Here is a 25,760-nt window from a genome sequence, read left to right on the forward strand (position 1 = left end):
AAGCCATGCTAAGCATGGCTTTATAGTTAAGAAGTGTAATCACTCCTTATGATATTACTTACCAGGGCGAGCCATATCAGATGATGCACTGTTACCCATTGCAACTTTAGGTGCGTTGGTTTCAGCTTGCGCTTCATAAGCGCGACCTTGTGGTACAGCCTGTTGTTCGCGAACATCAACCGTAGGTTTAGTCATATCTGAAGATACCATTGAACCAAAACGACTGGCTTTAGCTGGTGCTTTTGGCGTTGCTTCAACCGGTGCGCTAACATCTGGTTTCACGTCAGTTACTGTTTCAGCTTTAACTTGACGTACCATAGCCGCAGGTTTGGCCATTGGTGCCGATGCATTTGATGCTACTGCTTTTTCACGGGCAACATTTGCTTGTGGCTCAGAGTTAACGGTTTCCTGAACCACTTCAACTTTAGCTACTTCAGGTGCAACATCAGCCTTAAGCACGTCAACTACTTCAGGCGCTGCTATCGCGACGGGTTCTGTTTTAGGCTCTACAGCTTTAGGAGCTTCAGCCGTTTTCTCTGCAATCGGTTCAACCACCGGAGCTTCAACCACGGTCTCAAACTTTTGCTTATCAACAGGTGCTGGTGCTTCAGTTTTCGTATCTACTACTGGAGCTTCAGCTTGTGTTTCAGTTACCGGCTTAACAGTTGTTTCAGCATTTGCTTCCGCAGTGTCATCGTTTGCTTGCTTTACTGATACCTTATCTTGTGATTGTTCAGCATCTAACTGTTTTTCTAACTCATCAACAGAGGTAAATACAGCTTGTTGAGTTGTGTCGCTATCATCACGACGACGACGTTGACCCGCAGCTCTAAGGTGACGAGGGCTTCGACGGCTACGACGTTGGCCTTCACGGCCGTCGGCTTTTGCGTCGTCAGATGCATCCGCATCGTTGTCATCAGTAGCTTCAACAGTTTCGGTGTTTTCAACGGCAACTGGTGCGTCACTATTATTGCTTTCTTTGACCGTTTCACTTGTCGCCGTTGTTTGCTCTGTTTTAGCTACATTAGCTTCAACTAGCACTTCAGTGGCATCAGCTTTAACCGAATCTATCTTTGTTTGTGGTGCTGATTCTACTGCTTTATCAGCACTGTCTGATGGTGCAGTATCGTTTTTAGCTTGCGCTTCATTCGATTGCGATTGTTCGCTTCTGTCTTTACGTGGCTGGCGACGACTGCGTTGTGCTCTAGTTTCTGATTTTTCTTCAGCTACCTTAGGCTCTACAGCTTTGGTTTCTGCTGTATTAACAACAACTGCTTTGTCGTTAGTATCAGTTGCTTTTACGGCAGTATCATCAGTTTGTTCGTTTTCAATACGAACCTTACGGCGCATATTGCGACGTTGACGACGCTCACGTGCAGCTTCTTGTTTAGGAGACTTTTCTGTATTGGTATCGGCAGCTTTAGGTTCATTAGTTTGCGCTAATGGTGTTTCTGCTTTTTCATTACGTGGTTTGTTCTTAGCGTTATCGTCCGGAGTATTATTTTTGCTATTACGATCATTGCGCTTGTTACGTGTACGTGGCTCTGTGCCATCTTTTGGCTTATCGCTGTCATTACGTTGACGACGGCTGTCGTTACGGCTGGTGTTGCGATTAGCACTATCGTTACGGCTGTCATTGCGACGTGGACGACGATTATTAGTCTGTGATGTATCTTTTGCTGGCGTAGCAGGTTTAGTTTCATTGGTTTCACTGTCGCTAGTTGCAAACAGTGCACTAATTGCTGAGACGATACGAGCAAAGAATCCTGGCTGAGATGGCGCTGTAGCAACAGGGGCTTTAGCTGCTGGGACCGGCGTTGGAGCCGTTTCAGCTGGTGCCGTTTTTTGTGGTGCAGCAAAACCTTTTAAAGCAGGTTCTGGTGATGCGGCACGCTCCAGTTTACGAGGTTCATATAATTTTGATGATGGTTTTTCAACGCGCTTGTAGCTTGATTCGCTAACCTCATCATCACTTTTACGACGAACGACACGATATTCTGGCGTTTGCATATGTGCATCTGGAATGATGTACACTTCAACTTCATGACGCTCTTCAGTAATGCGGATCGCTTTGCGTTTTTCGTTTAGTAAGAATGCCGCCACATCAACCGGCACGATAGCTTCGATTTGAGTGGTGTTTTCTTTAATGGCTTCTTCTTCCATTAAACGTAAAATCGATAATGCTAAAGATTCGGTACTACGAATAGTGCCTTGACCATGACAACGTGGGCATAAATGTGCTGCTGACTCTTCAAGTGAAGGGCGTAGGCGTTGACGTGACATCTCCATTAAACCAAAGCGTGAAATACGACCTAATTGAACACGAGCACGGTCATGATGCACAGCATCACGCATACGATTTTCAACTTCACGTTGATGACGCACGGGGGTCATGTCGATAAAGTCGATAACAACTAAACCACCTAAGTCACGCAGGCGTAGTTGGCGAGCAATTTCGTCAGCCGCTTCAAGGTTTGTATTTAGTGCAGTCTCTTCAATATCACCACCTTTAGTAGCGCGAGCAGAGTTGATATCGATAGACGTTAATGCTTCTGTTGGGTCGATTACAATTGAACCACCTGACGGTAAGCGCACTTCACGCTGGAATGCTGACTCTATTTGAGACTCGATTTGGAAGTGAGTAAATAATGGTACTTCTGAATCATATTGTTTGACTCGTTCAACGAAGTCAGGACGAACTAAACCGATATGTAGTTTAGCTTCTTCAAAAATACGTGGGTGATCGATGAGGATTTCACCAACATCACGACGTAAATAGTCACGAATAGCACGCACAATCACGTTGCTTTCTTGGTGAATTAAGAATGGCGCTGCTTTACTTTGAGCGGCTTCTTGAATGGCGTCCCAGTGGTGCTGTAGTACTTTTAAGTCCCACTTCAGTTCTGTTGATTCTTTACCGACACCAGCAGTACGAACGATTAAGCCCATGCCATTTGGTACTTCAAGTTCAGAGATGGCTTCTTTTAACTCTGTACGTTCATCACCTTCGATACGACGTGAAATACCGCCAGCACGAGGATTGTTTGGCATGAGTACAAGGTATGAACCAGCAAGACTGATAAAGGTTGTCAGTGCAGCACCTTTATTACCGCGCTCTTCTTTGTCAATCTGAACGATGACTTCTTGACCTTCCTGCACCACTTCTTTGATGTTAGGACGACCTTGGAATGAATAACCTTTAGGGAAGTATTCGCGAGCAATTTCTTTAAGGGGTAAAAAACCATGACGGTCTGCGCCATAATCAACAAATGCCGCTTCAAGTGATGGCTCTACGCGAGTGATTTTACCTTTATAGATATTTGATTTTTTCTGTTCGTGACCTGGACTTTCGATATCTAGATCATACAGCTGTTGCCCGTCTACAAGGGCAACACGCAACTCTTCTGATTGAGTTGCATTAATTAACATACGTTTCATGATGACGTGATTCTTCTAAATGAGGTCATCAAACAACACGATCTTTCTGCATTACGGGCCTGAATTAATCGGTGTAACCTCACGGTTAGCTCCAGGCAATTAGGTGCTCATCACTGTAAAACGCAGTCGCTGCGTGTCGCATCCTATTTATGGCTTATTTTCTAATATTTACAAAAACAAGGAATTCGTTGACTTACAACCAACCCCATAAATTATGGTAATTTAATCCGTTAATGCCCAAGTCGAATCGGTTTGTTTGATAACAAGCTAAAATATTGTTCGAATTTGGGGCGATTTACTGCAGTTAAATTGAAATCTTTATTGAAGACTTACGGTTTAATTGTCGAAACGTTTCTTGTCGTTTTTTATTTATATACAATTTGCAAATCAATGACTTGCTACCGATAAAGCTCATTTTCTTAATTGCAGTTTTTTCGCATTTGGTGAAAGTTGTGAACACTTTATCCACTGTTTACTCTCAACCTGAGCGCAAATATAGCAACAAACGCTATTTTCATCAATCAAAAGCCCATAATCTTTCATGTATTTATTTCAAGTCACCTAGGGTCTGCTGATCTTTGCTTGATGAATTTCGTTCGAGTTAAAAACGTTTTAATCGAGGCTAATGGATTGATGCCTAGTCATCTAAGCAAAGTTCAGTCAACGAAGAGTAAAACGTTTTTAGCCGAACCCTACGGCAGCGTTTGTTGACCATTTTTACTGCGTTATCGACTTTTTGTGTAGAATAACTACACCTCAAAGTCTCTGCCTTGTACAAATGACCAACAATTCGCTGCAAAAACAACCTTGAAAGATCAACTGGCCCTGGGTCATAGCCAATCATTTGCAAGATAAGGTACACTATTGCAGTTACTACTATATGGCGCATCATGAATACTGAAACTACCCCCCAAGTTGAATACGTGACTATCGACGAAGATCATTTTGAACAACGCATCGATAATTTTTTACTCACCAAATTAAAAGGTGTTCCTAAGAGCATGATCTATCGGATTGTGCGTAAAGGAGAGGTGCGCGTAAATAAAAAGCGCATTAAGCCTGAATACAAATTGCAAATCGGTGACATCGTTCGTGTCCCGCCTGTGAGAATGGCAGAAAAAGATAATCGTAAAGCGCCATCACCTAATTTATCAAGGGTGTCACAACTTGAAGAGCGTATTATCCACGAAGATAATCATCTGATTGTGTTAAATAAACCTGCTGGAATTGCCGTACATGGTGGCAGTGGCGTTGATTATGGTGTGATTGAAGGTTTACGTTCACTTCGCCCCCAACAGAAATTTTTAGAGCTCGTACATCGTCTAGATAAAGACACTTCAGGTGTGTTGCTTGTGGCTAAAAAGCGTAGTGCGTTAAAACATTTACACGAGCAGCTGCGCAGTAAAACCATGCAAAAAGATTATTTGGCTTTAGTGCGTGGTGAATGGCAAGCAACTGATAAAGTCGTAAAAGCGCCGTTATTAAAAATTACCTTAAAGTCTGGTGAACGGATTGTTCGCGTTAATAAAGAAGGTAAAGAGTCTGAAACTCGCTACAAAATAATGCAACGTTACCAAGGTTGTACATTAGTAAAAGCGAGTCCTGTAACTGGGCGTACGCATCAAATTCGTGTGCATTGCCAGTATGCTGGTCATGCGATTGCATGTGATGACAAATACAGTGAGCAACAATTTGATGACAGCATGAGAGCATTAGGATTAGACCGTTTGTTTTTACATGCAGCAGAGCTTAAGTTTACTCATCCTGAAAATAATGAAGTCATGCAAGTCAAAGCACCATTAGATGAAATATTGCTCAATACATTGGATAAGCTCAAACGAACATAAACCAGATTTTATAGGGTGTTGAATCAATAGAGTAGGGTATAACGTGAAGAGTAAAGACAAAGCATTTGATTTAGTCATTTTTGACTGGGATGGCACGTTAATGGACACTGTCGGTAAAATTGTGTCTTGCATGCAAAGTGTGGCGCATGAGTTAGCGTTAACTGTGCCGACTGAACAACAAGTGAGAGATGTGATTGGGTTGTCTTTGCCAACGATTATGCCTATTTTGTTTGCTGAACATGAAAACCATCAACAAATTATTGATTGCTATCGACGCCATCATTTAGCGAGTGACTACCCGACGCCGTTATTTGACGGCGTAGAAGTACTGATTAAGCAGTTGCATGAGGCGGGTTATCAATTAGCCATTGCGACAGGCAAAGCACGGGAGGGATTAGACAGAGTACTAGAGTTGACTGGACTCGGTCAGTATTTTCATGCATCTCGCTGTGCCAGTGATTCGCAAAGTAAACCACATCCTGAAATGCTGCAAGGGTTGCTAAGCTATTTTGAGATAAGCGCTGATAAAGCGATTATGATTGGTGATTCAATTCATGACTTAACTATGGCCAATAACGCTAATATGGCCAGTATTGGCGTAAGTTATGGCGCGCATGATGAAGCTCGACTAAAAGTGCTTCAGCCTTTGGCTATTGTTAGTGCTCCCTCTGCAATACGTCATTATTTGTAATTCGATGTTGGGCTTTCACGATATTGATTGAAAGCCCTCATGTAAAGTTTGATATTAGTATGCTTACCGGCTTAACACATCCATCCCTTGTTGTTGCAGTAACTCAATTAGCTTAATTAATGGCAAACCAATCAATGTATTGGGATCATCACCTTCTAAGCGGCTAAACAGCGCAATACCTAAACCTTCACTTTTAAAACTCCCTGCACAATATAAAGGTTGCTCTTTTTCGACATAATAGCGGATCTGTTTTTGCGTTAAGCTTTTAAAATGTACTGTAAAAGGTTCGATACATGACAATATCTGCTGTGTGCTTTGGTTATATACCGCAAGGCCAGTATAAAAGGTAATGGCTTGGCCAGAAGCTGCACTCAGTTGGGCAATCGCATTGTCGACGGTATGGGGTTTACCGATAATCAGCCCGTTTATCACAGCGACTTGATCTGAACCAATAATTAATTGAGTTGAGTCTGTTTTTTGCGCTAGTTTGGCACCGGCGAGCGCTTTTTGTTCAGCTAGACGTTTTACTAATGCTGTTGCTGTTTCATTTTGTTGTGGTGTTTCGTCTATATCGGGATTAACGCAGTCAAATGGCTGCATTAATTTTTGCAATAGTTGTTGACGAAAAGGCGAGGTTGATGCGAGTACAAGATTGAAATTCATAGGGTTTATTCAACTATTTATTTATCAATAATCAATTATCGTTCAGTTTACTGCATTCATTAGGCCAAATGGAGTATTTTTCGCCGAGTAATGCTTGTGTGATGGGGTTTGGTTCGGTAAAATTTGCCAACTTTCAAATTCAATGCCGGATTAAAGAATACCTAATTAGTCAGTGTTAGGTGAGATGACCGTATTTTTACGGAAATTTTCTTTGACTCCAGCGTTTTCAAACTATAATATGCGCGCCTTATGCAAACAGTAAAGATACCGGTTTCAATTGATCCTATACGCGCTGCCTCAAGCGGCCTTCGTTACGAAGGTTACGTGCCAGGCCAGCAACTAAAGCGATTAAGCGAGTTATGTGCCGGCGACTGTTCCAACGTAGTTGTGTCGTTGGAATGTGGCGTCGACTTACAGGGGATAGTCTACCTTCGCGGGAAGGCTGTGACGGAGCTCACTCTGCTATGTCAACGTTGCATGACACAATATACTACTGAGGTTACGGTCGAGTTTTGTTTTAGTCCTTGTAAGACTGAGGCAGAAATCGATGAGCTCCCGGATGCGTATGACCCAATTGAGTGTAATGAGATTGGTGAAGTACGTCTGCATCAATTGATTGAAGATGAATTGATAGTCGCTATGCCGATCATCCCTATGCATGAAGATTCTGATTGCAACCTAGGGTCGAAAGATATAGTTGTAGGCGAGATCGAACCCGCTCATGAGGAGCGTCCAAATCCGTTTGCAGTGTTAGAAAAACTGAAGAGCAAGTAATCTAGGAGACAGGTCAAATGGCTGTACAACAGAATAAAAAATCACGTTCAAAGCGCGGCATGCGTCGTTCACATGATTCATTGAGCACTGCTCAATTATCAGTAGACGCTACTAGTGGTGAATTACATCTACGTCACAACGTGACTGCTGATGGTTTTTACCGCGGTAAAAAGGTAATCAACAAGTAATTTGTTGATTATCTGATGACAAATCTGACGCTTGCGTTAGATGCGATGGGGGGCGATCACGGTCCCCACGTGACAGTGCCTGCAGCAATGCAGGCACTGAAATTTCATAGCACCCTCAAAATTATTTTGGTTGGCAATCAAACCGAAATTCAAAAATATTTACCTCAAACACCCTCTAGTGATTTAAACCGAATTGAAATAATTCATACTACCGAAGTTGTCACTATGTGTGATAGGCCCGTTCATGCGTTGCGTTCACGTAAAAACAGTTCAATGAGAATTGCGCTGGAATTAGTACGAGACGGTAAAGCCGCTGCTTGCGTTAGCGCAGGTAACACGGGTGCATTAATGGCAATGGCAAAAGTATTGCTTAAAACCTTACCCGGTATAGATAGGCCTGCATTGGTGTCTTGCTTACCAGCGGTTACAGGCAAGCCGGTTTATTTACTTGATTTAGGTGCTAACGTCTCTTGTGACTCAGAAGCATTATTTCAATTCGCGATTATGGGTTCGGTTTTATGTGAAGCCGTCCATAAAAAAGCGCGCCCGAAAGTGGCATTATTGAATGTGGGCATCGAAGAGGTAAAAGGTAACGATCAAGTTCAACAAGCCGGGCAGTTATTACAGCATACCGACCAAGTTAATTACATTGGCTTTGTTGAAGGTGACGAAATTTATACTGGTAATGTCGATGTCATTGTCTGTGATGGTTTTGTCGGCAACATTACTCTTAAAACTTCCGAAGGTATTGCCAAGCTATTAGTACACCAACTAAAGCGCGGTTTAAATGATGGCTTTTTTGTACGTTTACTCTCCAAACTCATCGCTCCACACATACAAGCTGTACTCAGTAAGATGAACCCCGACCACTATAATGGTGCAAGTCTGATAGGATTGCGCGGAATAGTAGTAAAGAGTCATGGTAACGCGGATGAAGCTGCATTTTTACAAGCATTAAATTTAGCAGCAACAGAAGCAAAACGTCGTCTTCCTGAAATGATTAAAGATCGTTTGGAGTCGATTCTTTTAGACATCAATAGCTGATCTCATATATGCACACAAAAATTCTCGGAACAGGCAGTTATCTGCCTGTGCAAGTACGTAGCAATCAAGATCTCGAAAAAATGGTTGAAACCAATGACCAATGGATTGTTGACCGAACCGGTATCTCTGAGCGGCGCATCGCTGCTACAGATGAGTCGGTGGCAACCATGGGCCATCAAGCTGCATTAAAAGCACTTGAGATGGCCGGCATTGATGCCAGTGAGTTAGACATGATTGTTTGTGGTACCACTAGTGCAACCAATGCATTCCCTGCAGCTGCCTGCGAAATTCAAGCCTTACTTGGCGTTAAAAATTTTCCAGCCTTTGATATTGCCGCTGCATGTTCAGGCTTTGTGTATGCGCTGTCTGTCGCCGACCAGTTTGTAAAAACTGGCGCCGCTAAAAAAGTATTAGTCATTGGTTCTGATGTATTGTCGCGAATGTGCGACCCAGCTGATCGAACAACTGTTATTTTGTTTGGTGATGGTGCCGGCGCAGCTATTATTGGCGCAAGTGATACCCCCGGTATTATTGCCACTCATATTTATGCAGATGGTAGTCAAGGTGAATTGCTAAAATGCGCTTTTCCTCCTCGTTCAGGTGAAGGCTCTGAAGCCGTCAGTTTTATGACAATGAAAGGCAATGACGTATTTAAAGTTGCCGTAACTCAGCTATCGAATGTGGTCACGGAAACACTACGTTTAAACAATGTAGATAAGTCTGAGATCGACTGGTTAGTTCCGCATCAAGCTAATTTTCGCATCATCAATGCAACCGCGAAAAAACTAGATATGAGTTTAGATAAAGTGGTACTTACGTTGGCAAGGCACGGTAATACATCGGCAGCCTCAGTGCCTATTGCACTTGATGAAGCTGTACGTGATGGCCGTATTCAACGTGGCCAATTATTATTACTTGAAGCTTTTGGTGGCGGTTTTGCATGGGGCAGTGCCCTTATTCGTTACTAATTTAAATCTACTCTTATTTAAATCCACTTTTATACAGGTAAGTGTTTATGGAAAATGTTGCTTTTGTATTCCCAGGTCAAGGTTCTCAGGCTGTTGGAATGTTAGCTGAACTCGCTTTATCTCATAACATTATTGGGCAAACTTTTGCCGAAGCGAGTGACGCGTTAGGTTATGATTTATGGGATTTAGTCGCCAATGGCCCTGCTGAAACGTTAAATGAAACAGATAAAACTCAGCCAGCATTACTGACTGCAAGTGTGGCTATTTGGCGTGCATATCAAGCTTCTAATAAGCCAATGCCAACCTTATTAGCGGGTCACAGCTTAGGTGAGTATTCTGCTTTAGTGTGTGCTGGAGTGATTGAATTTACCGATGCAATTAAATTAGTAGAACTTCGCGGTAAATTAATGCAACAAGCTGTACCTGCTGGGTCAGGTGCGATGTTTGCCATTATAGGCCTTGATGACAATGCCATTGCCGTGGCGTGTACAGAATCTGCCCAAGGTGATGTCGTAAGCCCTGTTAACTATAATAGCCCCGGTCAAGTGGTCATAGCAGGTGAAAAAGCTGCAGTTGAACGCGCTGCGGCTGCGTGTAAAGCCGCTGGTGCTAAAATGGCGGTTGCATTACCTGTGAGTGTGCCATCTCACTGCGCGCTTATGAAGCCTGCTGCAGATGAATTAGCCAAAGCATTAGTTCATGTGACGTTTTCTGCGCCAAACATTAATGTGGTTAATAACGTTGATGTGGCAATGCCAACTGACGCTGAATCAATAAAAGATGCTTTAGTGCGCCAATTGTATTGTCCAGTACGCTGGAGTGAGACTGTTGAGTTTATGGCGACACAAGGTGTTACAAATTTAGTTGAGTGTGGCCCTGGTAAAGTATTAACCGGGCTAACAAAAAGAATTAATAAATCAATATCCGCTCAAGCGGTAAATGATGTTGCTTCATTTGTGACATTAACCGAATAAAGGAGTTTTTATGAGCTTTAACATCAGTCTAGACGGCAAAGTCGCGTTAGTTACCGGAGCGAGCCGTGGCATTGGGCGTGCAATTGCTGAATCGTTAGTGCAAGCAGGGGCGATGGTCATTGGTACTGCAACGAGCGAAAAGGGTGCTGCAGCTATTCAACAATACCTAGGTGACAAAGGCTTTGGGATGGTGTTAAATGTCACTGACACTCAATCTGTTGCCGATTTGTATAGCCAGATCAAAGAAAAAGCTGGTGATGTTGATATTCTTATTAATAACGCTGGTATCACTCGCGACAATTTATTGATGCGTATGAAAGATGATGAATGGCAAGACATTATTGACACTAATTTGACGTCATTATTTAAATTGTCTAAACCTGTAATGCGATCTATGATGAAAAAACGTTTCGGACGTATTATCAGTATCGGTTCAGTAGTAGGTACAATGGGTAATGCTGGTCAAGTAAATTACTCGGCAGCAAAAGCTGGTTTGATAGGGTTTACAAAATCTCTTGCGAGAGAGGTTGCATCTCGTCAAATAACAGTGAATGCTATTGCACCTGGATTTATTCAGACAGATATGACAGATGAGCTGACACCTGAGCAGCAACAAGCTATTATGTCGCAAGTTCCGATGGAACGTTTAGGGCAAGCACAAGAAATTGCCAACGCAGTATTGTTTTTGGCCTCGGATTCAGCTGCTTACATCACAGGCGAGACATTGCATGTGAATGGCGGTATGTACATGGTTTAAGGGCGATAGGTAGGAAACTACCTTCATTTGAGTCAGTGTTAGTGACAATTCAATGTTAATTTTTGTGGTTAGACCACAAAATCTAAGCTTGCATTGTTATCTAATTCGAATAAACTACTCGCAATCTTACGCAAGTGCGTAATTTGAATAGGAAAGAAAACTAATGAGCAACATCGAAGAACGTGTAAAGAAAATCATCATCGAACAACTTGGCGTTAAAGAAGAAGACGTTAAATCAGCTGCTTCTTTTGTAGACGATTTAGGCGCTGATTCTCTAGACACGGTAGAATTGGTTATGGCTCTAGAAGAAGAGTTTGATACCGAGATCCCTGACGAAGAAGCCGAAAAGATCACTACTGTTCAAGCAGCGATCGATTACGTTTCTAAGAATCAGTAATCAAGAATTCACAAAAACAGGCGGCATTTATGCCGCCTGTTTTTGTTTAAAGCATTTGTAAACGCTCGTTCCATTTAATTGCACTAATATATCCCTTCTTATACATCCTTAGCGTTATCGCAATAATGGCATCGTGGCAGATTTTATTTAAAGGTGAATATCATGTCTAAACGTCGTGTCGTCATCACAGGTCTTGGACTTGTGACTCCAGTAGGTAATGATGTCGAGTCTTCTTGGAATGCCTTATTGGCAGGTCAAAGTGGTATTGCTCCAATCACTAAATTTGATGCCAGCGAATTCGGTACTCGTTTTAGTGGTTCGGTTAAAGATTTTGATGTCGAAAAATACTTAACAAAAAAAGATGCACGTAAAATGGATTTATTTATCCAATACGGCATGGCTGCAGGCATTCAAGCCGTTACCGATTCAGGCTTAGATATGAGCCAAGAAAATCCTGCTCGTGTAGGCACTGCAATCGGTGCAGGCATGGGCGGTATGTGGTTAATTGAACAAGGCCATTCTGCATTATTAAATGGTGGCCCACGTAAAGTGTCGCCATTCTTTGTGCCAAGCACTATTATCAATATGATTGCAGGCCATTTATCGATTATGTATGGCATGACAGGACCTAATTTCGCAGTAACAACCGCCTGTACTACAGGTGTGCATAATATTGGTTTTGCTGCACGTACTATTGCGTATGGCGATGCAGACGTTATGGTTGCTGGCGGTGCAGAAGATGTCACTAGCCCATTGGGTGTAGCAGGTTTTAGCGCAGCGAAAGCTTTATCAACCCGCAATGACGATCCTACAGCAGCTAGCCGCCCATGGGACAAAGATCGTGATGGTTTTGTTATTGGCGATGGGGCTGGTGTCATTGTGATGGAAGAATATGAACGAGCTAAAGCACGTGGTGCCAAAATTTACGGTGAATTAGTTGGTTTTGGTATGAGTGGTGACGCATTTCACATGACCTCGCCGCCAAGTGATGGTGCCGGTGCCGCTGCGGCCATGGTTAATGCCATTAACGATGCTCAAATTCAAAAAGAACAAGTGGGTTACATCAATGCCCATGGCACTTCAACCAATGCAGGTGATAAAGCTGAAGCTGCAGCGGTTAAAGCGGTATTTGGTCCGCATGCTTATGATTTGTTGGTCAGTTCAACAAAATCAATGACAGGGCATCTATTGGGCGCAGCAGGTGCTATAGAAGCTATCATTACTTTGCTTGCTCTGCGCGATCAACACGTACCGCCAACGATTAACCTAGATAATCCAGATGAAGGTTGCGATTTAGATTTTGTTGCGCATACTTCACGCCGCCATCAATTTGATTATGCGTTATGTAATTCATTTGGTTTTGGTGGAACTAACGGTTCGCTGTTATTCAAAAAAATAGATTAATATTGTTCAATATAAAAAGCGCCTAGTGCGCTTTTTTTGTATCAGTACAAAGTGTATCGTAAATACACCATCGAATGACTTGGAGGCTTTATGGCCGGTAAAGATAGACAGCTAACATTACGTTTTTTGGCCGAACCTGCAGATGTCAATTTTGGCGGTAAGGTGCATGGTGGTGCCGTAATGAAATGGATCGATTTGGCCGCATACGCAACTGCTGCTGGTTGGAGCGGTAAATATTGCATTACGGTTTATGCTGGCGGGATCCGTTTTGTTAAACCCATTCATGTAGGTAATATTGTTGAAGTTACGGGTAAAGTCATTTATACCGGTACAACATCAATGCATGTAGCGATAGATGTAAAAGCGGGCGATCCAAAAGAATCTGAACGTCATTTAACCACACATTGTATTGTTATCATGGTAGCCGTAGATGATGAAGGTCACCCTACATCGGTTCCTGAGTGGTTACCGGCAACAGCAGATGATATTCGTTTACGTGATAGTGCTTTGCGTTTAATGGATATGCGTAAGCGTATCGGTGCTGAAATGGAAGCACATGTTAAACCTTCTGTTGAATAAATAAGGAAAAATTATGGCCAAGATCGCATTTATTGGTTTAGGCGTAATGGGGTACCCGATGGCGGGGCACTTAGTCAAAAATGGCCATGAGGTCACCGTATATAACCGCACAAGTTCAAAAGCTGCTCAGTGGGTTGAGCAATTTGGTGGTCAATCAGCGGCAACGCCAAAAGAGGCTGCTAAAGGCCAAGATATCGTGTTTACCTGTGTAGGTAATGACGATGATTTGCGTCAAGTAGTATTGGGCGAGCAGGGCGTAATACATAACATGCACGCAGGTGCGGTATTGGTTGACCATACGACTGCTTCTGCTGATGTTGCTCGTGAGATTGCTGCGCATGTTCAAGCGCTTGATATTGCCTTTTTAGATGCGCCGGTATCTGGTGGGCAAGCTGGCGCAGAAAATGGTGTGTTAACGGTAATGATGGGAGGCGAACAAGCACATTTTGACGCAGTTAAACCTGTTATTGCAGCTTACAGCCGCTGCGCAGAGCTGTTAGGGCCAGTGGGCTCAGGGCAACTGACCAAAATGGTTAATCAAATTTGTATCGCAGGTGTGGTTCAAGGTTTAGCTGAAGGACTTCATTTTGCTAAAAGTGCCGGTTTAGATGGCCTTAAAGTGATTGAGGTCATCAGTAAAGGCGCTGCGCAAAGCTGGCAAATGGAAAATCGTTATCAAACCATGTGGCAAGGTAAATACGACTTTGGTTTTGCGATTGATTGGATGCGCAAAGATTTAGGGATTGCATTAGAAGAAGCTCGCCGAAATGGTAGCCATTTACCGGTTACCGCATTGGTAGATCAGTTTTATTCAGAAGTTCAAGGGATGAAAGGTAACCGTTGGGATACCTCGAGTTTATTAGCAAGGTTAGAAAAGTCTAGAAGTTAACTTAGACCATACTAGTTTACTATTGTGAGCCCCAATACTCATTGGGGCTTTTTTATAGCCCTCAACATTAGTCGTAGCTACATTAGATTTGTTTGCCCTTAAAGTTCAACTTAGTGGCTAAAAACCATCGAGTTACATGATGTAGCGCACATATTCAAACAAGTAACACTGCTATTATTGCTTAATATAAATTAATTTTGCTTAAATTGAATTAGTTAACTACTTTTATGTTGTCGGTCAATTTTGATTCCGGTCGATATAAAGGGGTGAGTTAATTCTTAAGTAAAGTGTCGTGCTTCAGTGTAAGACCCGCGTCAGATAAAAAGAATGCGGGCATGCACTAAATTGGAGGAATGAATAATGAGCAACAAACTACTCAGCGCATTGTTTGCGGCAGGTTTCGCGGTAATGATGATGTCTTCTGCATCATTTGCTGCTGATGAAACCCTCGCAGAGTTTCACGTTGAAATGGGTGGCTGTGAAAACTGCCACGCAAATGAAGAACCATCAGCTGATGGCGCATATGAATTTGAACAGTGTCAAAGTTGCCATGGTTCACTGGCAGAAATGGATGATACCCATAAAGCGCATGATGGTGCGTTAATGTGTGCGGATTGTCATGCTCCGCATGAAGCGAAAGTTGGCGAAAAACCAACGTGTGACACCTGTCATGATGATGGACGTACTGCTAAATAAGTCGTTATTCCGCTGATAAAAAATACCGACATTTATGTCGGTATTTTTGTTTTTAGCCTCTCCCCAAAACAAGAATTATAAATTTAACTACCTCTTTATAGGTATTTAATTTCTTTTGTTTTCAATTAGATGCGCGCTTTAAGTGCATGCTTTTGCACTTATGTTGCGCAATTGTAGCGCTCAATGACAGTCAGTTTTTTCTATTTCTAAGTTAAATCAGCAAGTTAATTTTTTGGCACAGCTTTCGCAGTATTAATTACATGAAATGGTTAATATGAAAGGGTCAATGTATGTCAACAATCCAATCAAGCTGTGCTTATTGTGGTGTCGGGTGCGGCGTTAGCGTGTCCTCGACTCAAGCCGATTGGGTTGACGTTGATGTGTCTTCATTAACCTTAACGGGTGATAAACATCACCCCGCTAATCATGGTCACTTGTGTGCGAAAGGTGAACGATTACTTGACAGCTTAGCTCAACCCAATGTGCTGCGTTATCCGGTTTTACGCTCAGGGAAACCGATTCAGTGGGACCAGGCGAGCTCACTAATTGCAGAGAAGTTTGCGCAAACTATCGCCCAGTATGGTGCCAATTCTGTTGCACTTTATCTCTCTGGGCAGTTGCTCACTGAAGATTATTATGTGGCAAACAAATTTGCTAAAGGGTATTTGAAAACGGCAAATGTCGACACTAATTCACGTTTATGCATGTCATCGGCAGTGAGTTCAATGCAGCGGGCATTTGGTGAAGATGTCGTGCCGGGTTGCTATGACGATATTGAACATGCCGAAGTCATTGTACTCATTGGCGCCAATACAGCTTGGACTCATCCGGTATTATTTAAACGTATATTGGCATCAAGAAATGCGAATAACACTAAGTTAGTGGTTATCGACCCAGTTGCGACCGCGACAGCAAAACAAGCCGATCTTCATTTAGCCATTGCGCCTGGTGCAGATTTAGCATTGTTTTATGGTTTATTAGGCTATTTAGCAGATAACGAACGAGTTAATCATGAATACATTACCACTCATACAGACGGTTTTGATGCTGTTGTGAGTCACGCCAAACAACTGAGTACAGATTTGATTGGTTTGGCTAAGCAAGTGGGATTAACTGAGCAAGTATTGAGACAATTTTATCAATTGTTTGTTCAGCATAAAACAGTACTAACAGCATCATGCCAAGGGGTTAATCAGTCTGTTATTGGTACCGATACAACTAATGCAATTATCAATTGCCATTTAGCCTTAGGGCATATTGGACAAGCTGGTTGTGGCTTTTTTTCATTAACGGGTCAACCTAATGCGATGGGCGGTCGCGAGGTAGGTGGATTAGCGACTCAGCTGGCTTGTCATATGGGATTTTCTGAACCGGAACGTGAACTACTTGCTGATTTTTGGCTGGTAGATACTGTTGCTGATAAAAAAGGCTTAGCTGCTGTCGACATGTTTGATGCGTTGGCCGACGGTAAAATAAAAGCTATTTGGATAATGGGTACTAATCCTGTTGTGTCACTGCCAAACAGTAATAAGGTTGCTAAAGCCTTGGCCGATTGCCCTTTTGTGGTTGTGTCTGAAATAACCCCGGATTCAGATACTGCAAAATTTGCGGATATATTATTACCGGCTCAAGGCTGGTCAGAAAAATGCGGAACGGTGACTAACAGTGAACGCACAATAAGTCGTCAGCGCGGCTTTATTACTCCAAAAGGGCAAAGCAAAGCTGATTGGTGGGCCATAAGCCAAGTGGCACAGAAAATGGGCTTTCAAGGATTTGAGTTTGATAGCAGTGCTAGTGTGTTTCGTGAGTTTGCTGCTTTATCTGCAAGCGTTAAGCTGGCATTCCCCAATAAAATTTTTGATTTAAGCGGATTAACCCACTTAACCCAGCAGCAATATGACGACTTAATACCGACCCAGTGGCCTATTGCGTCAGCTGAGCACATTGGCCAACAAGGACTGCGTATATTTAGTGATGGGGGGTTTGCGACACCAACAGGTAAAGCGCAATTTATTTTACCCGCAAAGCCAGTAACGCAAGAGACTCCGAATGTAGCCAAACACGTTAGCGTGTTACTTAACAGTGGCCGCAGCCGCGATCAATGGCACACCATGACTCGCACTGGGCATATTGCGAGTTTGCGAGCAAGTATTCCAGAGCCTGTGATACAACTTCATCCTGATAAGCTCACAAACTTTTCTATTGCTGATGGTGACCTTGTTACTATCTGTTCCGCTACAGATGAAGGAGCTACGCCATTTGCACTGGCTAGAGTCGTGGCTGATCAAGGTATACCGTTGGATATGGCGCTGATGTCAATGCATTGGTCTAAGCAATTTTCATTGGGTAAAGGGGTTAATCAATACCTCGATAGCCGAGTCGACCCAGTGTCGCAACAACCGGGATATAAGTGCCAATATGTCGTGCTTAAACCTGTTCTGATGGCATTACAAGGTGTGGTGTTTGGTTTGCACGATCCTGCGGCTCAAGGTTTATGCTGGCAAGTCGCTCAAACATTGGCTAATGGAGTATGTCATCACATCGGCTTTACTAACAATGAGGATGGTTTTGCTTATCAAGCAACAGCCCACTCGCTTACCTGGTCTGCTAACGTTCATGGTCAGCGTCTACATGTTCAATGCAATATGGAAAAGGGCATGGTAAGCGCGATTAAAGTCTTGTCTCACTCTCGAGTTAACCTAGCGGTTGAACCGATGAATGCCTTTATCGGAAAACCAATCGATAATGTTTTTATAAAACAGCTACACCAACAAATTAATGCCGGCAATAGTCCGCTGATTTGTGCCTGTACCGGTGTGACTGATGCGCAAATTGCTGATGAGATAAATGCGCAGTTTGACCAACAAGTATTTAATGACGGTAAGCAGCATCTGCAATTTAATAAGGCATTAGACGCTACGCAATCAAGTTTAGGATGTGGTCGACAATGTGGCAGTTGCAATAGTGAAGTCAAGCAATGCGCTCAAACACATTGGCAAAACGCTTTGTCGTATATTGAACTTGAATACCCTAATGCTACAGAAGAGGATGTCGCCTAATGAATATTGTAGATGGATTAATCAAATGTGTTAACCCTGGTGGTGACGATTGTTCAGGTACGCTCCAAGCCGGTGATGTCGCCATTGTTGGCGCAGGGTGTGGCCAGCTAGATTTAATGACCATAAAAGCTGCGCGAATTGTGGCTCAAGCAGATGCATTAGTTTACGACAGCCTAGTGAGCAGCGATATTTTGACTTTAGTCGATACGCACTGTCAGCGCCATTTTGTCGGTAAGCGCTGCGGTCAGCCAAGTATTAAGCAAGATGACATCAATGCGTTATTGCTCAAACTTGCCCAACAAGGTTTGAAAGTTGTGCGCTTAAAAGGTGGCGACCCGCATATTTTTGGCCGCGGCTCTGAAGAAGCGCTTTATCTCGCTCAGCATGGTATTCGTTCACAATTTATTGCCGGCGTAACTGCCGCATTAGGCTGCGCATCAAGCACTGGGATCCCACTCACGTTTCGCGGCATGGCTCGAAGTGTCACGCTGATCACCGGCACTAAAATGACCGATGCTGATAACACAGTGGCGCCTAGCCAATGGCAAGCCTTGTTAGCCGCTCAGTCGACTTTAGTTTTTTATATGGGGAAGGAACAAGCATCGCGCATTTCTGCAGGCTTACTTACCGCACAATGCAATGCGAGTTTACCAGTCGCTTTTATTACTAACGGTGGCAGACCTAATCAAATTGTGACATTTGCTACAGTGGCAACAATGGCTAACGCAGCTTTAACCATTAAAGATTCTGGGCCTACGCTAATTATTATTGGTGAAGTCGTCAGTATCGGTCAGCAGCTTGGCAGTTTACTAGATGATATTGAATGTTCGTCATCACAATTCAATACACAGTATGAGGCGAGATATGCCTAAAATTGGAGCATTAACCCTGACATCTGCCGAAACATTTGATTTTCGGTTATTGATAAAAGCGTTGGGCAAAGGCGAAAAGGGCTCTCGTTCGCTAACGTTTGCGGAGGCAAGCCTGTTATTAGAAGGTTTTGCGTTAGGACATGCCACGCGGGTGCAAATGGCGAGCGCAATGATGTTAATGCGAGTCCGTGGTGAAACAGTGGATGAAGTTGCCGGCATAGTTGCGGGATTGCGTCATAGTTTACATCGGGACTGGCCATCTTTAGCAGTCGATATTGACTGGCCGGTTTATGCTGGTAAACGTGAACAATTACCTTGGTTATTGCTAGTGGCATCATTACTGGCTAAGCAAGGGTTCCGAGTCATGTTGCATGGTGACAGTCAAGCGTTACCGCATCGTCGTCATGTTGAATCATGCTTAGATGCATTAAATATTCGTTGCGGCACTAATCCTCAAAGTGCAGCACAGGTATTAGCGTCAGACAATATTGTCTATGTCCGCGCAGGAGATTTAGTCCCTGTGTTAGATGATTGTCGTCAATTACATCAAGAATTAGGATTACGCAGTGTCATTCAAACCGCTGCTCGCTGTATTAATCCAAGTAACGCTCCAATCAGTTTGCGCAGTTATTTCCATCCAGGCTTGGATGATTTACATCAACAGGTAAGCGAAACTTTATTTGCTAAAAATGAATATTCAGCTGGTCATATTGCGATTTTTAAAGGCCTACAGGGCGAGACAGAATTTAACCCTAGGGTGTCTACGTTAATGAAAGTCGTGAGTGGTCAAGCAGCAAATGTGACAGTGTCGAGCTTAACTGTCCCGACATTATTAGCAGGCTTTTTTGGTGCGAAAGTGGGCCAAGCTGACTTGTCTAGCGATATTCTTGCGCTGTTATGGCGCGAAAGTCAGCCATTGGAGTCAACTGAACTGAGTCGCGTCATGTCGCGCACCATGATTGAGCAAGCATCGAGCAGTATTATTGCTACGTTAACCGCTGTTTTGTTGTTACTTAATCAACAATCCAATAATTCAGTTGGCTTGCAGCAACCATTGACGGTTGAACAAGCCATTAATTTAAGCCAGCAGTGTTGGCAACATCGCTTCAGTCATACAAATAATCCACTGGCTCAATGGCACAAAAAGGAGCGGTTATGCGCAGTTTAATTTTTTGTGATGCTGGTTTCTCATTAGTGCCAGTGGTTGATTGTGATGTGGTGCAATATCAAGCTTGTTTGGCCGCATTTGGACATGTCAGTGTATTGACGACAATTAGCCAAATTGAGCAACGTTTACATCAACAACACTTTGATACCTTGTTAATTTTAACTGACGGATTGCACAGTCAAATACAGGGATTAATACAACGTACTTTGGCTCATAAACCTATGGTGATTGTTGTCAATGCAAAATCATGGCAACAGGATGTGCTGTCACAAATTCTTGATTGTGGCCGAATCACTTTTATTCCCGATATGTTAACGGTGAATAGGTTAACCAGTGTGATTAGTTTGGCACAAATTCGCTTTAATGCTGCGAGCAAAACTCTCGAAGAATTTAAAAAGCTAGATGAAGAAATCCGCAGCATTAAATTGCTGAGTCGAGCCAAATTGATTGTGATGCAACAAGGATTTGATGAAACCAAAGCACATCAGATTATACAGCAGCAAGCGATGCAAAAAGGTGTGTCAATGGCACAAATGTCCGCACAAATTATAGCGGTTGTCAGCCAATCTGACCGTGCTCGTTTGGCGGAGTAAATGGCATTGAGCAGTGATGGTGCGCCCCATGTTGGTGCGATTGAGCCTAAAGTGTACGCATCACTAGTGAGATTTTAAAGTTTATAAGTTAAAAGTATTTAATAATCAATTCATTACAAGGTTTTGTTTGTTGGCATAGAGTCTGCAACATCAAAATATGACACTGCAACACATTAATGGGGCATAACCCAAAAATGGTGTAACAGTAAAAATTAAAAAATCGGGATTGTAATTGGCAATGGCGCCAACTCTTTAATTGGAGTTGGCGCCATTTTGTTTTTTACCGTCCTAGGCATGAAGGAGCAGGAAATGACAGTCTCAAAACCCAAGTTAGTGGTCGTTGGTAATGGCATGGTTGGGCATCACTTTATTGAGCAATTATGCAGCTTAGGGCTGAATAAAATCTTTGAAGTGCATGTGTTTGGCGAAGAGCCTCGTCCAGCTTATGACCGAGTTCAATTGTCAAAATACTTTGAGACGGGCAGTGCCGAACCGTTAATGCTAACCACTGCACAAGATTATGAAGACTGGGGCATTAAGCTGCACTTAAATACCCCCATCACGGCGATTGATATCGTGGCAAAAACGGTAACAAGTGCCCAGGGTGAGTCTTACTCATATACCCGGTTGGTTTTGGCTACAGGATCGTTTCCTTTTGTGCCGCCTATACAAGGCAATGATCGTGCTCAATGTCTGGTGTATCGAACCATTGAAGATCTCGAGGCCATTCAAGCAGCTGCGCAAAACAGCCAAGTCGGAGTTGTTGTCGGCGGCGGTTTATTAGGCTTAGAAGCGGCCAATGCCATGATGCAACTCGGGGTGAAAACCCATGTTGTGGAATTTGCACCACAATTGATGCCCGTTCAGCTAAATGATAAAGCCGGTGAACTATTGTGCAGTAAAATCGAGCAACTCGGTGTGAGCGTGCACACCTCAAAAGCGACCAGCGCTATCATTGATGGTGAAACGGCGTTGCATCGCATGACCTTTAATGATGAATCGTATCTTGAAACTGACATGATTGTATTTTCGGCTGGGATTCGTCCACAAGATGCGTTAGCTCGTGTGTCGAATATTAATATTGGCGAACGCGGCGGCATTGAGATTAACGATTACTGTTTAACCTCTGCACCCGATGTATATGCCATTGGCGAATGTGCTTTGTGGCAACAAAAAATATTTGGTTTAGTTGCACCAGGTTATCAAATGGCTCGGGTTGTAGCATCTCATATCGCTTCATTATCATCGAATGTCCCGAGCCAATCATTTACCGGTGCTGATATGAGTACCAAGCTTAAACTCTTAGGTGTCGATGTGGCTGCTATTGGTGCCAGTCGGGGCTTTGATAATGCTCAATTTGTGGAATTATCTGATAACCAGGCGGGTATTTATAAAAAACTGTGGCTTGATGACAGCGGCAAGTTTTTAAAAGGAGCGGTGCTCATTGGTGACAATAGCGATTATAGCCGTTTGCTCGATATCTATTTATCACAAGATGAAATAGAAGGCTCAGCTGTTGATTTATTACTTGCAGGTGCTGAAAACGAAGCTGATTTAAAAGATACTTCTATTGTGTGTTCTTGTCATCAAGTGACTAAAGGAGACATTGTCGAAGCCGTTGCTGCAGGCAACCATAAAATGGCTGAAATTAAATCTTGTACCCGCGCAGCGTCAGGTTGTGGTGGTTGTGCTCCGTTGGTACAAAAAATTATAGATCAAACATTACAAGCTGCAGGGCTTGATTTTAATGCTGGTATTTGTGCGCATTTTGATCATGACAGACAAGCCTTGTATCACCTATGCCAAGTGGAAGGCATTAATGACTTTGATTCATTAATGCGTCAACACGGCAAGCCTTCTGCAAGTGGACACACTTATGGTTGCGATATTTGTAAACCCGCAGCCGCCTCGATTTTTGCCAGTTTACAAAACCAATATGTATTAAATCAAGACAGTGGTCATGTGCAGTTGCAAGATACCAATGATGCTTATTTAGGCAACATTCAAAAAGACGGTACTTACTCAATTGTGCCGCGAGTAGCGGGTGGTGAAATTACCCCAACTAAGTTGATAGCCATGGGCCAAATTGCTCAAGAGTATGACTTGTATACCAAAATAACGGGTGGACAACGTATTGATATGTTTGGTGCTACCTTGTCGCAATTACCTGAGATTTGGCAAAAGCTCATTGATGCGGGTTTTGAAACAGGCCATGCCTATGGTAAGTCATTGCGAACGGTAAAATCGTGTGTAGGTAGTACTTGGTGTCGCTACGGAGTGCAAGATGCGGTTGGTTTCGCTATTGACTTAGAGAACCGTTACAAAGGTTTACGTAGCCCTCACAAATTAAAATTTGCCGTATCGGGATGTACCCGCGAATGTGCAGAAGCACAAAGTAAGGATATTGGCATTATCGCAACCGACAAAGGTTGGAACCTCTATGTTGCAGGCAATGGTGGCATGCGTCCACGCCATGGTGATTTGTTTGCTACCGATTTATCGACCGAAACGCTTTATAAATACATAGATCGTATTTTGATGTTTTATGTCAAAACAGCAGACAAACTACAACGTACTTCTACTTGGATGGACTCATTAGAGGGTGGGTTAGCGTATTTAAAATCAGTGGTCATTGACGATGCCCTAGGGATCAATTCAACCTTAGAACAACAAATGGATTTGATTGCTGCAACATATCAATGTGAATGGAAAACCAGCCTTGAACAACCTGCTTTTTTAGCGCGCTTCAATGAGTTTGTTAACCCTAGCCAAGCGCCAGAGCCTGATGTTAATGCATATCAACGCGTTCGCGAACAGCGTTTCCCTAATATTAAAGATGTCGGTGCAGGCACCATTGCCATTAAAGATATTACCGAGCAACAAACTACTGAGCAACAAACAACAGCAAATGGGGTATTAGCATGAGTTGGATTAATGTGTGTGAAGAAACAAGCTTACCCATAGGCACTGGTGTTGCAGCTTGGGTATCCGGAAAAGCCGTGGCTATTTTTAACCTAGGTAAAGATGGCTTGTATGCCATAGATAATGTCGACCCAGCTACAGGTGTTGGCTTGTTGGCCCGCGGATTAATTTGCGAAATGGATGGTGAGCTGTGCGTCGCATCGCCGTTATACAAACAACATTATCGATTAACGACAGGCGTGTGCATTGAAGATACATCATTAGTAGCCAGTCCATTTGATATCAAAACTGAGCAGGGACATGTCCTTGTATTAGCTAAAGCATAAGGAGTATTGTTATGAGTGCTGAAAAATTTAAGCTATTTTCTTTCAACGGCAAAATGAAAATTATGCATTTAAGCTGGATGGCATTTTTTATCACTTTTGTGGTGTGGTTCAACGCCGCCCCCTTAGTGAGTGTGATTGCTGACAGTTTAGGGCTGACAACCGCACAAATTAAAACCTTGCTGATCCTCAATGTTGCCTTAACCATTCCAGCAAGGATTATTATTGGGATGGTTACAGACAAGTATGGACCGCGGATAACCTATTCAGCGTTACTCGCTATTTGTTCTATTCCATGTTTTATGTTTGCTGTTGCCGACAGTTTTGAGCAGTTAGCACTCGCGCGTTTTTTGATTGGCTTTATTGGTGCTGGTTTTGTGATTGGTATTCGTATGGTCAGCGAATGGTTCCCGGCCAAAGAGTTAGGAACCGCTGAGGGTATTTATGGTGGTTGGGGTAACTTTGGTTCAGCCGCGGCGGCCTTTACTTTACCAGCCGTAGCACTTGCATTTGGTGGCCCGGACGGTTGGAGATACGCCATTGGTATTACCGGTTTAATGAGTTTGTTATTTGCGTTTGTATATTATTTTAATGTGACAGATACACCAAAAGGCTCAACCTATTTTAAACCTAAAAAAGGCGGTGGATTGGAAGTCACCAGTAAAAATGATTTAGTGTTACTCATCATTATGAAAGTGCCTATGTATGCCACGCTAGCACTACTGGGGTGGAAGCTGTCTCCAGCGGGTGTCAGCATGTTTACTCAAGATGTGACAAACTTGATTTATGCAGGTCTAGTTTTTGTTTTTTTGATCGATTTTTACCAAACCTATCAGGTCAATAAACATCTTTTTTCTGTTGACGTGCCAGAGTTTGAGCGCTACGAGTTTAAACAGGTGGCGGTATTAAATGTACTGTACTTTACTACGTTTGGTTCTGAATTGGCGGTCGTGTCAATGCTGCCATTATTTTTTGCAGAAACCTTTGCTTTAGGCATGGCGCAAGCGGGTATGGTTGCGTCCAGTTATGCCTTTATGAACCTGATGTCTCGACCTGGTGGTGGCTGGTTAAGTGATAAATTTGGCCGTAAAACCACATTGCTGATTTTAACCGCAGGTTTGGCGATTGGGTATTTATCGGTAGCACAAATAGACTCAAGTTGGTCATTACCTCTTGCTGTTGTGGTTGTGATGGCTTGCTCTTTCTTTGTTCAAGGTGGTGAAGGGGCTGTATTTGCTGCAGTACCACTAATTAAGCGCCGCTTAACTGGCCAAATTGCAGGTATGACAGGAGCTTACGGAAATGTTGGTGCTGTCTTTTTCTTAACTGTATATTCTATGGTGTCGACGCAAACGTTCTTCTATGTCATTGCTGTAAGTGCTGTATTTGGCTTTATTACCTTATTCTTTATGAATGAACCTAAAGGTCATATCGCTGAAGTGAATGAAGACGGTGAAGTCACCTTGATCAGTGTCAGCTAGGCAATCTCTATGAGTGAGATTGTTATTACAGCA

Annotated in this window: 22 protein-coding genes; 20 read left to right on the forward strand and 2 right to left on the reverse strand. The window is 43.0% G+C overall.

The genetic code is table 11. The annotated features are described in order from the left end of the window. Positions 1-54: 54 nt before the first annotated feature. A complete protein-coding gene (gene rne / locus IEY40_RS08050; protein WP_188955005.1) occupies positions 55-3,438 on the reverse strand; it encodes a ribonuclease E in 3,384 nt (1,127 codons plus the stop codon). An 890-nt stretch (positions 3,439-4,328) separates the two neighbouring features. Between rne and rluC the strand changes: the two genes are divergently transcribed. Both rluC and IEY40_RS08060 read left to right on the forward strand, forming a co-directional pair. Beyond that, positions 4,329-5,285: a 23S rRNA pseudouridine(955/2504/2580) synthase RluC gene (rluC, locus tag IEY40_RS08055; protein WP_188955007.1), complete on the forward strand. Its 957-nt coding sequence runs from the start codon at positions 4,329-4,331 to the stop codon at positions 5,283-5,285. Between the two features lie 43 nt (positions 5,286-5,328). Continuing rightward, positions 5,329-5,976: an HAD-IA family hydrolase gene (locus tag IEY40_RS08060; RefSeq protein WP_268244197.1), complete on the forward strand. Its 648-nt coding sequence runs from the start codon at positions 5,329-5,331 to the stop codon at positions 5,974-5,976. Between the two features lie 63 nt (positions 5,977-6,039). On the opposite strand, the gene IEY40_RS08065 is transcribed toward IEY40_RS08060, so the two are convergent. Then, positions 6,040-6,639 (reverse strand): Maf family protein, encoded by a 600-nt coding sequence (locus IEY40_RS08065; protein ID WP_188955009.1) that lies wholly within the window; start codon positions 6,637-6,639, stop codon positions 6,040-6,042. Between the two features lie 249 nt (positions 6,640-6,888). Between IEY40_RS08065 and yceD the strand changes: the two genes are divergently transcribed. The 18 genes from yceD (at position 6,889) to IEY40_RS08155 (ending at position 25,727) form a co-directional block, all read left to right on the forward strand. Then, entirely contained in the window at positions 6,889-7,413 is a 525-nt protein-coding gene (gene yceD / locus IEY40_RS08070; RefSeq protein ID WP_188955011.1) for a 23S rRNA accumulation protein YceD, read from the forward strand. 17 nt (positions 7,414-7,430) lie between these two features. After that, the gene (gene rpmF / locus IEY40_RS08075; RefSeq protein WP_011636967.1) at positions 7,431-7,601 is read left to right on the forward strand and encodes a 50S ribosomal protein L32; all 171 of its coding nucleotides are present in this window, start codon (positions 7,431-7,433) and stop codon (positions 7,599-7,601) included. Between the two features lie 15 nt (positions 7,602-7,616). Next, entirely contained in the window at positions 7,617-8,645 is a 1,029-nt protein-coding gene (plsX, locus tag IEY40_RS08080) for a phosphate acyltransferase PlsX (protein WP_188955013.1), read from the forward strand. Positions 8,646-8,653: 8 nt separating this feature from the next. After that, a complete protein-coding gene (locus IEY40_RS08085; protein ID WP_188955015.1) occupies positions 8,654-9,613 on the forward strand; it encodes a beta-ketoacyl-ACP synthase III in 960 nt (319 codons plus the stop codon). Positions 9,614-9,660: 47 nt separating this feature from the next. Further along, positions 9,661-10,587, forward strand: a complete 927-nt coding sequence (gene fabD, locus IEY40_RS08090; RefSeq protein WP_188955017.1) for an ACP S-malonyltransferase — start codon at positions 9,661-9,663, stop codon at positions 10,585-10,587. A 10-nt stretch (positions 10,588-10,597) separates the two neighbouring features. Further along, positions 10,598-11,344, forward strand: a complete 747-nt coding sequence (gene fabG, locus IEY40_RS08095) for a 3-oxoacyl-ACP reductase FabG (RefSeq protein WP_188955019.1) — start codon at positions 10,598-10,600, stop codon at positions 11,342-11,344. Between the two features lie 163 nt (positions 11,345-11,507). Next, the gene (gene acpP / locus IEY40_RS08100) at positions 11,508-11,741 is read left to right on the forward strand and encodes an acyl carrier protein (RefSeq protein WP_011496723.1); all 234 of its coding nucleotides are present in this window, start codon (positions 11,508-11,510) and stop codon (positions 11,739-11,741) included. A gap of 162 nt (positions 11,742-11,903) precedes the next feature. Further along, on the forward strand, positions 11,904-13,145 hold the full coding sequence (fabF, locus tag IEY40_RS08105) for a beta-ketoacyl-ACP synthase II (protein WP_160056274.1): 1,242 nt from the start codon (positions 11,904-11,906) through the stop codon (positions 13,143-13,145). Between the two features lie 90 nt (positions 13,146-13,235). Further along, positions 13,236-13,724: an acyl-CoA thioesterase gene (locus IEY40_RS08110; protein WP_188955022.1), complete on the forward strand. Its 489-nt coding sequence runs from the start codon at positions 13,236-13,238 to the stop codon at positions 13,722-13,724. 13 nt (positions 13,725-13,737) lie between these two features. Next, positions 13,738-14,613: an NAD(P)-dependent oxidoreductase gene (locus tag IEY40_RS08115; protein ID WP_188955024.1), complete on the forward strand. Its 876-nt coding sequence runs from the start codon at positions 13,738-13,740 to the stop codon at positions 14,611-14,613. A 360-nt stretch (positions 14,614-14,973) separates the two neighbouring features. Next, a complete protein-coding gene (cctA, locus tag IEY40_RS08120; RefSeq protein ID WP_188955026.1) occupies positions 14,974-15,309 on the forward strand; it encodes a tetraheme c-type cytochrome CctA in 336 nt (111 codons plus the stop codon). 290 nt (positions 15,310-15,599) lie between these two features. Beyond that, entirely contained in the window at positions 15,600-18,368 is a 2,769-nt protein-coding gene (locus IEY40_RS08125) for a nitrate reductase (RefSeq protein ID WP_188955028.1), read from the forward strand. Further along, positions 18,368-19,240, forward strand: coding sequence for a uroporphyrinogen-III C-methyltransferase (gene cobA, locus IEY40_RS08130; protein WP_188955030.1), 873 nt, complete (start codon positions 18,368-18,370; stop codon positions 19,238-19,240). Before IEY40_RS08125 ends, cobA begins: the two co-directional genes overlap by 1 nt. Further along, positions 19,233-20,408: a glycosyl transferase gene (locus IEY40_RS08135; protein WP_188955032.1), complete on the forward strand. Its 1,176-nt coding sequence runs from the start codon at positions 19,233-19,235 to the stop codon at positions 20,406-20,408. Before cobA ends, IEY40_RS08135 begins: the two co-directional genes overlap by 8 nt. Then, positions 20,396-21,001, forward strand: coding sequence for an ANTAR domain-containing response regulator (locus IEY40_RS08140; protein WP_188955034.1), 606 nt, complete (start codon positions 20,396-20,398; stop codon positions 20,999-21,001). Before IEY40_RS08135 ends, IEY40_RS08140 begins: the two co-directional genes overlap by 13 nt. 309 nt (positions 21,002-21,310) lie before the next feature. Continuing rightward, positions 21,311-23,926, forward strand: a complete 2,616-nt coding sequence (gene nirB / locus IEY40_RS08145) for a nitrite reductase large subunit NirB (protein WP_188955036.1) — start codon at positions 21,311-21,313, stop codon at positions 23,924-23,926. Next, positions 23,923-24,249, forward strand: a complete 327-nt coding sequence (nirD, locus tag IEY40_RS08150) for a nitrite reductase small subunit NirD (RefSeq protein WP_188955038.1) — start codon at positions 23,923-23,925, stop codon at positions 24,247-24,249. Before nirB ends, nirD begins: the two co-directional genes overlap by 4 nt. Before the next feature lie 11 nt (positions 24,250-24,260). Then, positions 24,261-25,727, forward strand: a complete 1,467-nt coding sequence (locus tag IEY40_RS08155) for a NarK family nitrate/nitrite MFS transporter (protein ID WP_188955040.1) — start codon at positions 24,261-24,263, stop codon at positions 25,725-25,727. Positions 25,728-25,760: the final 33 nt, after the last annotated feature.

The organism is Shewanella ulleungensis (assembly GCF_014648315.1).
GTDB classification, from domain to species: Bacteria; Pseudomonadota; Gammaproteobacteria; order Enterobacterales; family Shewanellaceae; genus Shewanella; species Shewanella ulleungensis.